We start from the raw sequence: 13,425 nt of genomic DNA on the forward strand, positions 1-13,425 counted from the left end.
TGCGCGGGCGGCGCGGGAATCACGGTGAATTACGGTGATTCAGACGCCGAGCGCGATCGTCTCGGAGTGCTCGGCACCGCCCTCGAACCACACGAACTCGACGCTCGCGACCGTCTCGCTGGGGCCCGAGGGGATGTCGCGGACGGCTCCGCGACGCAGCGTCTCCCATTCCTCCGCGGAGAGCGCTGCGCCGTAGATGAGCGAGAGATGGAAGACCCACTGCTCCAGGGGCAGCTCGCCGATCCGACGGAACTCCGTGGCGTCGAGGAGGTCGGTGAGGCTCGAGTAGGCGTCGACGAGCGACGCGGTCCGGGCGAGCCGCGTGATGACGATCTGAAAGGGCGCAGGGAAGGCGTCGACGGCGTCCACCTGCAGCTCGATGGGAGGGATCCCCGCCGCCCAGGCCCGGATCTCATTGCGGAGCTCTCCGACACGGCGCGCTTCCGAGAAGCCGCGCAGCGTCACGTGCCCGACCGTCGGGAAGGGCGCCGTCGGCACCGCCGCGCGGAGCTCCTCCTGCGTCGAGTCGAAGAACGCCGCCACCGGCCCCGTCGGGCAGAGCACGACGTACTGCTGGCCCTCGAGCGACCGCAGCTGCTCGGGGTCGGTCATGATCGCGCGCTTCACGGGCTTCTCCTTTGATGGGGACGAGGTGCCTGCGGGAGTCGAACCCGCCTGCGCGGCTTTGCAGGCCGCTGCCTCACCGCTCGGCCAAGGCACCGTGACCACCGACGATATCGGCGCGCTGACCGAGCAGGGCCCTGTGTTTCCGAACGGCGGTCAGACCGCGCTGCGACAGGGGCGTTGGTCACAAATCCACCGTGTCCGAGTCACCGTGACTCACGCGGCCACGGACATCCCGATCACCGCCACGCCGAGCAGCGCGTCGAGAGCGCAGCAGAACTCGGCCATGGATGGCGCGACAACGCGCCGGGCGCGCAGGTGCCGCGCATCCCACACCGCGTGCCCGAGCAGCCCGAGCCCGACGAGCACTCCCGCCCACGGCTGACCGAGCGCCGCGACGACGAGCGCGATCCCGATGATCGCGGCCATCGCAGCGGCCTGCAGCGGGAGCCCCCACGGCGGCCGGATGGCTCCGCGCAGGACGCCGACGACGGCGAGCGCGATCGCGAGGACGACCAGGGCCCAGAACGGGTCGAATCCGTCGACGAGGGCTCCTGCGCCGATGAGCACGAAGGTGACGCCGAAGAGCGGCCACGCGAGGCCGGGCCGGCCGAGCGCCGCGGCGCCGAGGTAGACGAAGCCGGCCGCCGTGAGCACCTGAGCGACCTCGGCGGCGTCCGAGAAGCCGCGCGCGAACGCGAGGGCGAGCGCCCCTCCGAACACGATCCCGGCGAGGGCGGCCCAGCGGCGCAGCAGCCAGGGCCGGCTCCGGGGCGTGATGGCGGTCATGGGCACTCCTCCGGCGTCGAGCGCGTCGACTCCTCGCACAGCACGGTAGGGCCGCGGCGCACCAGCGGCAAGGGCCCTGGCCCAACGTTGGGCCGCGGCCTGTCCGTACGATCGACCCATGGAACCGGACGAGCGCCTCTACCTCCGCGTCACCCTGCGCGACGTCGAGCCGGAGATCTGGCGCGAGTTCGAGATCGACGGCCAGATGACCATCCGCCAGCTGCACATGGCGATCCAGGTGATGCTGGGCTGGCGCGAGACCCATCGACACGAGACCTTCGAGGGGCTGCCCCTCACCGAGGACCTGACCCCGCGCCCGCCGCTGCGGTGGGGGCAGCCGTCGTCCGACGATCCGGAGATCCTCGATGAGGACGAGTGGACCATCCTCGGCGCCCTCGAGGAGTCACCGCTCGCCTACATCTACGACTTCGGCGACACGTGGCACCACCTCGTGGAGATCAACCACGAGATGACGCCGATCGCCGAGGCCCCGCCCGTGCTTCTGCGCACGGGGCGCAATCGCGGGCCGTGGGAGGACTCCGGCGGCGCGGAGGGGTATCAGGAGAAGTGCGCGATCTGGGCCGACCCCGACCACCCCGAGCACGACGAGATCCGGCAGTGGGTCGCCGACACCGTCGGGCCCTGGGCGCCGGCGGACCCCACGTTCTTCGACCCGCCGTCGATCCAGGCCGAGCTCAATCTGCTCTTCAACCCCAGCGGCTCGGGCGTCCACCCGTACGACATGTCGGGCCTCGTCAAGGCCGACGAGCTGCGCCCGCCGGGCGATGTCGACCTCGAGTCGCCCATCGTCGCGTTCGCCGGGACGCTGCCTCCGGCCATCCGCTCCGAGCTCCGCCAGCATCTCTATCGCACCGGCGTGCTCGCGCCCACCGACCTCGACGATGCGACGGCCGAGCGGCTGATCCGCCCTTTCGCATGGCTCGTGGATGCCGTCGGCGCGGGCGGCATCGACCTCACCTCGGCGGGCTGGCTGCCGCCCGACGTCGTGCTCGACGGCATGACCGCGCTCGGCTGGATCGAGGACTGGATCGGCAAGGGCAACCGCGAGGACCTCACGCCGCCGATCGCGAACCTGCGCGAGACGGCGCAGCGCCTCGGACTCGTGCGCGTGCAGAAGGGGCGCCTGCTGCTGGGCGCAGAGGCGAAGAAGGCGCTCGGCCACCCGCGGAGGCTGCTGCGACTCGTCGCGCGCGGGCTCTACCGCAAGCTGCAGGACGCCGAGGTCGACGCGGCCGTGCTCCTGTTCCTCTCGCTCGCCGACGGCACCCCGGCGGATGAGCGGTGGCGCGCGATCGCCTTCGGGCTCACGATGGCGGGATGGCAGCACCCGAGCGGCGAGTTCGACCGCGACGACATCGCGAGCGTCGCCGGGCGGACGGAGGACCTGCTCGGGGTGCTCTTCGGATGGCGCGAGCGGCTCACGCGCGAGGGAAGCGCCGACATCGCCCTCTTCGCGCGCGAGGCGCTGCGGTAGCGCCCGACCGGATCGGTCCGGAACGGTCGGGCGGAGCACCGGTCGTGCGAACGAGACTCGATGCGGAAGGAGGGGCCATGATCGCCGCACTCAACGACCTGATCGACGCCGTCGAGCGCACGCCCGACGACGAGATCGACGTGGCCGCCGTAGCGCACGCCCACGGCACGACGGAGCACCACCTGCGACGGATGTTCTCCTCGCTCTCGGGCATGCCGGTCTCGGAATACGTCCGGAGGCGGCGCATGACGCTGGCCGCGGCGGATGTCGCGGAGTCGTCGAGCGACCTGCTCGCGATCGCGGTGCGGTACGGCTACGGATCGACCGAGGCGTTCGCGCGGGCGTTCCGCAGCGTGCACGGCGTCGGCCCGAGCGAGGCACGTCGCGACGGCGGCCCCTTCCGCAGTCAACAGCAGCTCAGGTTCCGCCTGACCGTCGAAGGGAGCACCCCCATGCACGTCCGCCTCATCGAACGCCCCGCACTCCGGCTGGTCGGCCACGCCACGCGCGTCCCGCTCATTCACGAGGGGGTCAACCCGCACATCCAGGAGCACATCGCCCGCATCCCGATGGAAGAGCACGTGCGTCTCAAGGCGCTCGGCGACACGGAGCCGGCGGGCATCCTCCAGGTGACCGACGACATCGAGCAGGACAGCGCGGAGGGCAGCGACCTGACCTACCTGCACGGTGTCGCGATCTCGGATGACGTCGACGCTCCCGACGACCTCGATGCGATCGCCGTGCCCGCCGGCAGCTGGGCCGTCTTCACGAGCGACGGCCCGCATCCGAAGGCGCTGCAGGACATGTGGGCTGCGACCGCCGCGGAGTGGTTCCCGTCGAACCCCTGGCGCCTGCGCCCGGGGCCGTCCATCGTGGCCGTTCTCGAGCACGACGCCGCGTTCACCCACGCCCGGTGCGAGCTCTGGCTCCCGGTCGAGCGCGCCTGACGGGCATCGGGCCATCCGCCGCTTGCGAGACGCGCGGTGGATGGCCCGCCGTCAGGCGGCCGGCGCGCGACCGACCTCCCGCAGCCATCCGAATCGATCTGGGACGGTTCCGAACTGCATGCCGGTCAGCTCGTCGTGCAGCCGGACGACGATCGGGCCGAAGCCCGCGGTCGGCGTCTCGATGACGCGCTCGGGCGAGACGAGACGGGCGATGGGCGTCACGACAGCGGCGGTTCCCGTCGCGAACACCTCGGTGAGGGTGCCGTCCGCGGCCGCCCTGGCCCACTCGCCGACGCTCACGGGGCGCTCCTCGACCCGGTGGCCGAGGTCGGCCGCGAGCGCGAGCGCGCTGTCGCGCGTGACGCCCTCGAGGATCGTCCCCTCGGCAGGGGGCGTGACGATCGAGCCGTCGGCGAAGGCGAAGAAGATGTTCATGCTGCCGGCTTCCTCGACCCAGGTGTGCGTCTCGGCATCGGTGAAGAGCACCTGTGCGCAGCCGTGCGCCTCGGCCTCGCGCTGGGCGGCGAGCGACGCCGCGTAGTTCCCTCCGCATTTCGCGGCTCCCGTGCCGCCGCGCCCCGCGCGCGAGAAGTCCGTCGAGAGCCAGAGCGAGACGCCCTCGCTCGCGCCCGAGAAATAGGCGCCGGCGGGCGAGGCGATCACTCCGAAGAGCGCCTGCTTCGCCGGCCGCACGCCGAGGAACGCCTCCGACGCGATGACGAACGGACGCAGGTAGAGGCTCGCGCCGGGCCGCGCGGGAACCCATTCCGCGTCCTGCGCGACGAGCGCGTCGACCGCCGCGAGGAACAGCGATTCTGGCGGGACCGGCAGGGCGAGCCGCTCCGCCGAGCGCGCCATCCGCCGCGCATTCATCTCCGGGCGGAACGTGACGAGCCGGCCATCCGGGTGGCGGTAGACCTTGAGGCCTTCGAAGATCTCCTGCCCGTAGTGCAGGACGGCGCTTGCAGGATGGAGCGGAAGCGGCCCCATGGGCTCCACGCGCAGGTCGTGCCAGCCGCTGTCTGCGCTCCATTCCGCGATCGCCATATGGTCAGTGAAGCGCTGGCCGAACACCGGGTCCTCGAGAATGCGCTCGCGCTCGCCGACCGAGGTCGGGGCGGCATGCCGCCGCACCGCGAAGTCGCCTGCCATGTATCCGGTCGCCGTCGTCGTCATCTCGTTCCCTTCCCGCGTGTGCATGGCACGCCCATCCGAGCAGACTCGCAGAGGGGCGCGCGCTCCGTCTCGGGCCAATCGCGAGGTCGTGGCGTGCGCGCGGCCTGCGGCGGCAGCGCGGCAGCGCGGCATCCGCTATGGTTGCGCAAACATGGTCTGTCGCAGCGGGTGGCCCGCCCGGGCGCCGCGCGACGCTTTCGACGACGAAAGGGGCAGTGTCGATGCCGACATCGCACACGCTGCGGCGCGCCGCGGCGCTCACGACGGGCGCCGCGCTCGTGGGAGGGGCGCTGATCGCCTCACCCGCCGCGAGCGCGGCCGAGGCGGCGGAGCGATCCGTCACGATCACGCCGAACCCCGCCTCCGCGGGCGAGGCGTTCCAGGGGTGGGGCACAAGCCTCGTCTGGTTCGCGAATGCGACCGGCGACTACCCCGAGGAACTCCGCGAGGAGCTCTACCAGGCCGTCTTCGGCGAGGACGGACTCGACCTCAACATCGCCCGCTACAACATCGGCGGCGGCAACGCCTCGGACGTGGCCGACTACCTGCGCGCAGGCGGCGCCGTCGAGGGCTGGTGGGCGCCGGATCCCGACGGCTCCGAGGGGCTCTACGGCGGAGCGGCGACGACCTACGCCGATCGCGACGCGGTTCTCGCGGCGTTCGACGCGGATGACCCCGCGCACTATGACTGGGACGCGGACGAGACGCAGCGCTGGTGGGTCGACCGCCTGGTCGCCGACGGGCAGATCACGCACTGGGAGACCTTCGCGAACTCGGCGCCCTACTTCATGACCGAGAGCGGCTACGTCTCGGGCGGGTTCGACGCGGCAGCCGAGCAGCTCAAGCCCGAGGCGGACGAGGCGTTCGCCCAGTACCTCGTCAACGTCACGGAGCAGCTCGAAGCCGAGCACGGGATCGAGGTCGACACGATCGACCCGTTCAACGAGCCGAACACGAACTACTGGGGGACGCGGCTCGAGAACGGCGTTCCGGTCGGCGGCCGCCAGGAGGGCATGCACGTCGGGCCGCAGCGCCAGGTCGAGGTCGTCGAGGCGCTCGCCGCCGTGCTCGACGGGGCCGAGACGGATGCGCGCATCTCGGCCATGGACGAGACGAACCCGGGGATCTTCGCGCGGAACTGGGCGGCATACCCCGCGGAGACGCGCGAGGACGTCAGCCGCATGAACGTGCACACGTATGGCACGAGCGGACGCCTCGTCGTGCGCGACCTCGCGAAGCAGGCCGACACCCCGCTCTGGATGAGCGAGATCGAGGGCAGCTGGGTCGACGGCTACGACCCCGTCGACATCGAGAACGGTCTCGGCATCGCGGGTCGGATCATGGACGACCTGCGCGAGCTCGAGCCGAGCGCGTGGGTGCTCTGGCAGCCCGTCGAAGACCTCTACAACATGCAGCCGCAGGGCGAGGACCTCAACTGGGGCTCGGTCTTCATCGACCTCGACTGCGAGCCCTACGAGGAGGATGGCCGCACCGTGTGGAAGTCGGCGCGACGCGTCGCGGACGCGGGCGGCGACTCGACCGCCGTCGAGCCGTGCGGCGTCGAGGTCAACTCGAAGTTCAACACCATCCGCAACTTCACGAAGTTCATCCACGAGGGCGATCGCCTCGTGCCCGTCGACGACACCTCGAGCACCGCGGCCATCCGCGGCGACGGAACGGGCGCGACCATCGTCCACCGCAACACGAGCGCGGATGCGGCTTCGGTCACGCTCGATCTCTCCGCCTTCGGCGAGATCGCGGACGGCGCGACCGTGACGCCGTACGTCACGACGGAGGCCCCGTCGCCCGATGAGCCGACCGCGAACGCGCTCGTCGAGGGAGCACCCGTCGCCGTCGACGACGCTTCGGCCACGCTCACCGTGCCCTCGAAGTCGGTCACGACCTTCGTGATCGACGGCGTCGCCGGCGTCTCGGCCGATGCTCCGGCCATCGAGGATGGGCACAGCTACCAGCTCGTCGGCGCGCAGAGCGGAAAGGCACTCACCGCCGGCGGCTCCGGTGCGGCGACGAGCATCACGACGCTCGCCGACGACACGGCGACTGCAGCGGCGCAGAAGTGGACGGCCCACACGGTCGCCGTCGGCGAGAGGACCGCGACCCAGCGCGTCGTGCTCGAGAACGGCGACGGGCGCGTCCTCGGCGCGACGAGCGCGGGCACCGACCTGCGCGACATCGACCCGACGGCCGCGGCCGAGAGCCCCGAGACACGGTGGATCGTCAACACCACCGACGGGAAGAGCTTCTCGTTCGTGAACGAGGCGCTTGCGCTCGCCCTCGAGGTGGGCGGGCAGTCCTCGGCCGAGGGCGCCTCGGTCGGCGTGTACGGCTCCAACGGAGGAGCGAACCAGGCCTGGGAGGCGCGCGACCTGACCCCCGTCAATGGGACGGCGATCCCTGCGCGCACAACGGCCGGCGTCGCTCCTCTCCTCCCCGAGACCGTCCTCTCGGCGTACGCGTGGGGCACGGGCGCGGCGGTTCCGGTCGAGTGGGACCTTCCCGATGACGCGACCTGGGAGAACGAGGGCCGCGTGGAGGTGCCGGGCACGGCCGTCGACCTGTTCGGGCAGACGTTCACCGTCGTCGCGCACGTCGATGTCGGCGGCCTCACCGCGACGGATCCGGTATCGGTCACGGTCGCGGCGGGCACCACGGCGGACGCTGTGCGTGCCGCGGCCCCCGACACCGTCCCGGCCCGCGTGGGGGCGTCGGAGCACGCCTTCGAGGTGCCAGTCGAGTGGGACTGGACGACGCTGGATGAGAGCGCGCTGACCGAGCCTGGTGCGATCTCGATCGCCGGGACGGCGCAGGCCGACGGCGCGGAGCTCGAGGCGCGGCTCGCCGTGCTCGTCACGGAGGGCACGCAGCGCAGCTTCGCGGCAGACGGCGGCGTCGCGGTCGAGGCCAGCTACACGGAGCCCGGCTACCCGGCGGAGCGCACCCTGAACGGCGTCCTCGACGACAAGGGATGGTCGAACTGGTCCGGCAGCGCTCAGCAGCAGACGAGCACCCTCACGTACGCGTTCGAGGCGCGCGACCTCGACGGAGCCGCGATCCGCTTCTGGCGCGACGGCCGCCCGAGCTGGGCCGAGACGATGACGATCGAGGTGCGCGACGCCGACGGCACCTGGGCGCCCGCGCCCGGCTGGGAGTCTCCGCAGGCCGTGGAGTCTCCGTCCACCGGCGCTCCGATCGTGACGGCCGAGTTCGCCACCCGGACGGCGACCGGGGTGCGCTTCACCCTGCACGCCGCCGAGGGGATGCACATGATCGTCTCGGAGGTCGAGCTGTTCGAGAGCGTCGCCTCGCCGGCCGCAGTCGCAACCCTCGCGGACCTCCGCGTGGCCGGCGAGACGGTGGAGGGCTTCTCGCCCGAGGCCAGCGCCTACGAGGTGACCGCCGATCCGTCCGTTCCGCCCGTCGTGCAGGCCTTCGCGCTCGACGATGAGGCATCGGTCGAGGTCGAGCAGGCCGACGCCTCGAGCGGATGGACCGCGCGCATCGTCGTGACATCGGCCGACGGATCCGTCTCGAGCGAGACGACCGTCGCGATCTCGAGGACGGCCGTGATCACGCGGCTCGAGCTCAGCGAGGCGCCCGCGATCGGCGAGCCCGTCGAGGCGGTCGCGGAGTCCGCCCCCGCCGACGGCGACGTCTCGTGGCAGTGGCTGCGCAACGGGCGGCCGATCGCGGGTGCGACGGATTCGAGCTACACGCCGGTCCGCGGCGACGCCGGCAAGCACCTGAGCGTCGAGCTCACCGTGTCGGCTCCCGGCTTCGAGAGCGCGACCCTCGTCAGCGAGGAGCAGCGGATGCTGCCCGCGCCGGCACGCCGCTGAGAAGCGGATACCGCACACGCTGCGGCGGACGGGGATGCACCCCTGTCCGCCGCAGCTCTGTCTCCGCTCAACCCGCGGGCAGGATGCGGCGAAGCGCCTCGACGTCGCCCTCGATCGCGACACCCGCGGCCGCGGCGCGCTCGAGCGGCAGCGCACCCTGGACCAGTCCGACAAGAACTGCCCCTGGACCCTTCACGACGGCGTCCGGAGTCCGCCCGCCATCGCACGGACCGACGCGGACCGTGCCGTCACCGACGAGCACGTCGAACCCGTCCGCCGGATCGCCGAATCGCACGCACCCAGCACCTCGCTCCGGCTGGCTGTCGCGCAGCAGGTGCGCCGCCGGCATGCTCAGCCAGTGCATCTGGAAGATCGCGTCGGCGGGCGCATCGCGCACGGTCGGCGCTCCCCATTTCAGCAGCTCGCGCACGACCCCCTCGAGCGCCCGTCCGCGTTCGGTGAGGATGTAGTCGCTCCGCGGCGTACCCCGCTCGCGTCGCAGCACACCTTCCCCCTCCAGGTCGCGCAGGCGCTGGGTGAGCAGATTCGGTGCGAGACCGGGCAGACCCGCCTGCAGGTCGCGGAATCGGGCACGACCCCGGATGAGCAGCTCGCGCACGATCAGCAGCGTCCAGCGATCGCCGATCACATCCAGAGCACGCGCAACCGCACACAGCTGGCCGTATGACTTCACGGAACCCTCTTGACTTCGAGAAAGATCACTTGAGAATTTATAGTAACTCTACTCGGGAGGTTCCCCATGATCGTCTCCAGCGACGCGCCGCGTGTCCTGCAGGAGTACTACGCCGTGCTCACGTCCGGCGCCGATGCCTATGGCGATGGCGACGCGCTCCGCCCGCTCCTCTCCGACCATCTCGACTTCACGGGATCGCTCGCCGGCCACATCCCCGATGCCACGGAGGGCTTCCTCCAGGGCGCCTCGGGCTTCGTCGCGACGGTGCAGGGAATCGAGCTCGTCCAGGAGGTGCATGGCACGGGCGGCTCCGCGGTCCTCTACGACGCGACGATGCCGGGCGGCGTGGTGCGCATCGCCGAGTTCTTCACGCTTCGCGACGGCGTCATCGATCGGCTGCAGCTGCACTACGACGGCCAGGACTACCTCGCAAAGGGCGGGCGCTGACAGTGGCTGCCGCCGAGCGACCGGCGCGAGATGCGCTCGCGGCGCGCATCCGCGAGCTCCTCGACGGGCGCGTGGTCCGCGAAGTGTCGATGTTCGGCAGCCGCGCGTTCATGGTCGACGAGAGGATGGCGGTGACGGCCGGCAAGGACGGGGAGCTGCTGGTTCACGTCGCACCGAGCCGTCATGCGGACCTGATCGAGAGCACCGCGGCCGAGCAGGCCTTCATGGGCGAGCGGACGATGGGACCCGGATGGCTGCACGTCGCGCCGGAGCACGTGCAGGCGGAGGACGCCTTGCAGTTCTGGGTGGACGTGAGCCTGGAACGAGCGGGCTGACGTCCACGCGACAGCGTGGCGGGGCCTCGCGCGCAACGCGGACGAGGCCCCGTCACGGTCGGCGACGGCCGAAGATCGCCGCCTGACGGGACGCCTACTTCTGTTCGGCGTCCCGGTTCTGTGCGCGCGTCAGGCGCCCGCGGCCAGCTCGCCTCGAGCGTCCTCGAGCGCGCGCATGCGCTCAGGGCTGGGCGCTGCGGCGCTCTCCCGCGTGACGAGCGCCGGGCGCTCGGAGGAGAAGCGCTTGCCGCCGGCGCCGTTCAGGAGGTCGAGCAGCAGCTGGAACCCCCGGCGTCCCATCCCGGCGAAATCCTGATGGGCGGTCGTCAGGGGAGGCGACCAGATCTCGCTCAGCGGGTGATCGTCGAATCCGACCACCGAGATGTCCTCCGGGACGCGCAGGCCGGCGTCGGCCAGACCGCGCATGACGCCCATCGCGATCTCGTCGTTGCCGCAGAACACGGCGGTCACGGTCGGATCCGCCGCGATCTCCCGCGCGACCTGTCGTCCGCTCACCGGCTCCCACGTCGCGTCGAACGGCGCGGGGATCGGTGCGCCGGCCTTCCGCAGCGCTCGGCGCCATCCGGTCGTCCGTCCGTCCTCCCGACGCGAGGGCGGCACGCGCACATGATGCACCGTCTCGTGGCCGAGTTCGAGCAGGAAGTTCGTGAGCTCCTCTGCCGCGCGGGTCTCGTCGAGCACCGCCTGCGGGACACTGACGTCGCGCACGCCGGAGAGCGCGACGACGGGGACGTCATCGGGAAGCCGGTTCACCACGGCCACCCCGGGAGGGTCGAACTTGAGCACGACCACGCCCGCGATGGCATGTGTGAGCGTGGCCGTGATCGCGCGGTCGACCTCGTCGTCGTCTGCCGACTCGACGACCGTGATCATGACGGTGTACCCCTCGGCGCGTGCGGCGAGCTCCACGCCGCGGATCGTCTCGGCGTATCCGTAGCGGGACGTGTCCCCGGCGATCACGGCGATGACCTGCGAGCGCCGGGAGACGAGGGCGCGGGCGGCTGCGCTCGGGCGGTAGTTGAGCTCGGCGATCGCGTTCTCGACGGCCTCGCGCTTCGTCGGGCTGACCCTCGCCGCACCGGTGAGCACCCGCGACACCGTCGGCACCGAGACTCCGGCGCGCCGGGCGACGTCGGCGATGGTGGGGTGCTTGCTCTTCATGTCGGTGGTGTCCTTCGCCCTCATCGTCTCACTTGACCGCGCCGCTCGTGATACCGGAGATGATCTTGCGCTGCGCCACGATGAACGTGATCAGGAGCGGAAGGCTCATCAGCACGATGTACGCGAAGATCAGGTGCCAGTTCTGCAGGTAGAGTCCCGAGCTCGCGACCTGGTAGAGGTTCAGGGGCAGGGTGTCCAGGCGACCGCCGACCACGAAGAGCGCGTAGAAGACGTCGTTCCAGATGTAGAGGCAGATGAGGATCGTCGCGGTCGCGAGCACGGGCATGAGCAGCGGCAGGATGATCCGCACGAAGACCCGGACGGGCCCTGCGCCGTCGACCCGCGCGGCTTCCTCGAGCTCGGCGGGGATGGTCCTCACGAAGCCGGTCACGAAGAAGATCACGGTGGAGAGGTACATGCCCATGTAGACGCCGATCATGCCGAGCGGCGTTCCGGCGAGGCCGAGCTGCCTCAGCAGGAGGACGATCGTGACGACCGCGGGCGGGAGCACGATGCCGCTGATGCCGAGCGCGTACACAGCGGACATGACGCGGCCCCGCCGGCGCCCGAGGATCCAGGCGGCCATGGACCCGAGGATGAGCACCCCGAGCACGGAGGGGATCATCACGAGCGCGCTCCCGAGGAACGCCGGCCACATCCGGCCCTCCGTGAAGACCGTCGCGAGATTCTCGAGGAGACGCCACTCGGAAGGCAGGCTGAGGTCGGGCTCGAAGGCCTCCGCCTGGGTCTTCGACGCGGTGACGACGACGAGCCAGAACGGGATCCCGAGCAGCACGACAGCTGTCACGACGGCGACGACAGGCTGCGCCCAGCGCGAGGCCGCGACGCTCGAGCGACGCCGCGACGCGGCGTGAGGGATGGTGGCGCTCACAGGATGTCCTCTCGCTTCCGGAGCATGCGGATGACGGGGAAGGCCAGCACGGCCACCGTCAGGAAGAGCACGAGGCTCATCGTCGTCGCCTGGGCGAACAGGCCCTGGCCGAATGTGCGGAAGATGAAGATGTTGAGGAGCTCGGTCGTGCCGCCCGGACCGCCCGCCGTCGTGGCCTGCACGATGTCGAACCCGTTCATCGAGCCGAGCAGCGCGGTCGCGACATTGAAGGTGACCGCGGGCGCGAGGAGCGGGAAGCGGATGGCGGTGAAGGTTCCCCACCAGCCGGATCCGTCGATCCGCGCCGCCTCGAGAACATCGCCGCTGATCGTCTTCAGCCCCGCGAGATAGATGAGCATGGACAGCCCCATCCACTTCCATGCGTGCACGAGAGCGACGACGACGATGGTCCAGGTCGTGCTTCCGAGCCACGCGATCTGCACGTCCTGGCCGGTGAGGAAGCCGAGGATGCCGTTGAGAGCGCCCTCGGGCTTGAGCATCGCCTGGAAGATGTAGCCGACCGCGAGCGCCGACATGATGACGGGGATGAAGAACGCGACGCGGATGATCCGGTTCAGTCGCGTGTCGCGCTCGAGGAGGAGCGCGAGCGCGAGACCGAAGAGGTTCTGGAAGACGGCGACGAGCACGGCGTAGAGGAGCGTCACCCAGAGCGCGTTCACGAGCTGGCCGCTCGAGAACAGCGCGGTGAAGTTCGCCCAGCCGACGAAGCCGATCTCGGACTTGAAGCTCGACCAGTCGGTGAACGCGTAGATGAAGTTGAAGATCGTCGGCACGAGGAAGAACACGACGAGAACGACGAGCGCGGGGATCAGGAACCAGGCCGGATGGTCCTGCGTGCGTCGTGCGGGCCGGGCCGGCTGCTCGTCGGGTCGAGCGGCCGGCGCCGCCTGGCGCGGGAGACCGAGGGTGGTCGTCATGGGTGAATGCCTTCCGGTGGGGTGCCGGGCGCCGACCTCGTCGGCGCCC

General features: G+C 71.0%; 12 protein-coding genes and 1 tRNA gene. 5 read left to right on the forward strand and 8 right to left on the reverse strand.

Annotated features, from left to right (window positions below):
* Positions 1–39: 39 nt before the first annotated feature.
* From ACOWU6_RS12815 to ACOWU6_RS12825, 3 genes are all read right to left on the reverse strand, one after another.
* Positions 40–627 (reverse strand): 2'-5' RNA ligase family protein, encoded by a 588-nt coding sequence (locus ACOWU6_RS12815; protein WP_421075919.1) that lies wholly within the window; start codon positions 625–627, stop codon positions 40–42.
* A 23-nt stretch (positions 628–650) separates the two neighbouring features.
* Positions 651–721 (reverse strand) — tRNA-Cys (locus ACOWU6_RS12820).
* A 119-nt stretch (positions 722–840) separates the two neighbouring features.
* Entirely contained in the window at positions 841–1,413 is a 573-nt protein-coding gene (locus ACOWU6_RS12825; RefSeq protein WP_421075920.1) for a hypothetical protein, read from the reverse strand.
* Positions 1,414–1,531: 118 nt separating this feature from the next.
* On the opposite strand from ACOWU6_RS12825, the gene ACOWU6_RS12830 reads away from it, so the two are divergent.
* Together ACOWU6_RS12830 and ACOWU6_RS12835 are read left to right on the forward strand one after the other, a co-directional pair.
* Positions 1,532–2,908: a plasmid pRiA4b ORF-3 family protein gene (locus tag ACOWU6_RS12830; protein ID WP_421075921.1), complete on the forward strand. Its 1,377-nt coding sequence runs from the start codon at positions 1,532–1,534 to the stop codon at positions 2,906–2,908.
* A 77-nt stretch (positions 2,909–2,985) separates the two neighbouring features.
* Positions 2,986–3,855: an AraC family transcriptional regulator gene (locus tag ACOWU6_RS12835; protein ID WP_421075922.1), complete on the forward strand. Its 870-nt coding sequence runs from the start codon at positions 2,986–2,988 to the stop codon at positions 3,853–3,855.
* Positions 3,856–3,906: 51 nt separating this feature from the next.
* Here ACOWU6_RS12835 and ACOWU6_RS12840 read toward each other — a convergent pair whose 3' ends face one another.
* Positions 3,907–5,031, reverse strand: coding sequence for a branched-chain amino acid aminotransferase (locus ACOWU6_RS12840; RefSeq protein ID WP_421075923.1), 1,125 nt, complete (start codon positions 5,029–5,031; stop codon positions 3,907–3,909).
* A gap of 221 nt (positions 5,032–5,252) precedes the next feature.
* Between ACOWU6_RS12840 and ACOWU6_RS12845 the strand changes: the two genes are divergently transcribed.
* Entirely contained in the window at positions 5,253–8,888 is a 3,636-nt protein-coding gene (locus ACOWU6_RS12845; RefSeq protein ID WP_421075924.1) for a glycoside hydrolase, read from the forward strand.
* Positions 8,889–8,955: 67 nt separating this feature from the next.
* Here ACOWU6_RS12845 and ACOWU6_RS12850 read toward each other — a convergent pair whose 3' ends face one another.
* Positions 8,956–9,582: a winged helix-turn-helix transcriptional regulator gene (locus tag ACOWU6_RS12850; RefSeq protein ID WP_421075925.1), complete on the reverse strand. Its 627-nt coding sequence runs from the start codon at positions 9,580–9,582 to the stop codon at positions 8,956–8,958.
* Positions 9,583–9,648: 66 nt separating this feature from the next.
* On the opposite strand from ACOWU6_RS12850, the gene ACOWU6_RS12855 reads away from it, so the two are divergent.
* Positions 9,649–10,029 (forward strand): hypothetical protein, encoded by a 381-nt coding sequence (locus ACOWU6_RS12855; protein WP_421075926.1) that lies wholly within the window; start codon positions 9,649–9,651, stop codon positions 10,027–10,029.
* Positions 10,030–10,031: 2 nt separating this feature from the next.
* Positions 10,032–10,364, forward strand: coding sequence for a TfoX/Sxy family protein (locus tag ACOWU6_RS12860; RefSeq protein WP_324013496.1), 333 nt, complete (start codon positions 10,032–10,034; stop codon positions 10,362–10,364).
* Positions 10,365–10,493: 129 nt separating this feature from the next.
* Here ACOWU6_RS12860 and ACOWU6_RS12865 read toward each other — a convergent pair whose 3' ends face one another.
* The 3 genes from ACOWU6_RS12865 to ACOWU6_RS12875 are packed head-to-tail and all read right to left on the reverse strand — an operon-like array spanning position 10,494 to position 13,376.
* Positions 10,494–11,546, reverse strand: a complete 1,053-nt coding sequence (locus ACOWU6_RS12865) for a LacI family DNA-binding transcriptional regulator (RefSeq protein ID WP_421075927.1) — start codon at positions 11,544–11,546, stop codon at positions 10,494–10,496.
* A gap of 28 nt (positions 11,547–11,574) precedes the next feature.
* Complete coding sequence (locus ACOWU6_RS12870) at positions 11,575–12,438, reverse strand: carbohydrate ABC transporter permease (RefSeq protein ID WP_421075928.1); 864 nt, start codon at positions 12,436–12,438, stop codon at positions 11,575–11,577.
* Positions 12,435–13,376 carry a carbohydrate ABC transporter permease gene (locus ACOWU6_RS12875; protein WP_421075929.1) on the reverse strand — a complete coding sequence of 314 codons (942 nt, stop codon included), beginning with the start codon at positions 13,374–13,376 and terminating at the stop codon, positions 12,435–12,437. The genes ACOWU6_RS12870 and ACOWU6_RS12875 overlap by 4 nt, the downstream gene beginning before the upstream one ends.
* Between the last annotated feature and the right edge of the window lie 49 nt (positions 13,377–13,425).

The sequence above is a fragment of the Microbacterium sp. SA156 genome, assembly GCF_049065455.1.
Classification (GTDB): Bacteria; Actinomycetota; Actinomycetes; order Actinomycetales; family Microbacteriaceae; genus Microbacterium; species Microbacterium barkeri.

Excerpts from the sequence above, each read along its gene's own strand:
- ACOWU6_RS12825 (WP_421075920.1), bottom strand. The coding sequence starts at position 1,413 with ATGACCGCCATCACGCCCCGGAGCCGGCCCTGGCTGCTGCGCCGCTGG.
- ACOWU6_RS12830 (WP_421075921.1), top strand. The coding sequence starts at position 1,532 with ATGGAACCGGACGAGCGCCTCTACCTCCGCGTCACCCTGCGCGACGTC.
- ACOWU6_RS12835 (WP_421075922.1), top strand. The coding sequence starts at position 2,986 with ATGATCGCCGCACTCAACGACCTGATCGACGCCGTCGAGCGCACGCCC.
- ACOWU6_RS12840 (WP_421075923.1), bottom strand. The coding sequence starts at position 5,031 with ATGACGACGACGGCGACCGGATACATGGCAGGCGACTTCGCGGTGCGG.
- ACOWU6_RS12845 (WP_421075924.1), top strand. The coding sequence starts at position 5,253 with ATGCCGACATCGCACACGCTGCGGCGCGCCGCGGCGCTCACGACGGGC.
- ACOWU6_RS12855 (WP_421075926.1), top strand. The coding sequence starts at position 9,649 with ATGATCGTCTCCAGCGACGCGCCGCGTGTCCTGCAGGAGTACTACGCC.
- ACOWU6_RS12865 (WP_421075927.1), bottom strand. The coding sequence starts at position 11,546 with ATGAAGAGCAAGCACCCCACCATCGCCGACGTCGCCCGGCGCGCCGGA.
- ACOWU6_RS12875 (WP_421075929.1), bottom strand. The coding sequence starts at position 13,376 with ATGACGACCACCCTCGGTCTCCCGCGCCAGGCGGCGCCGGCCGCTCGA.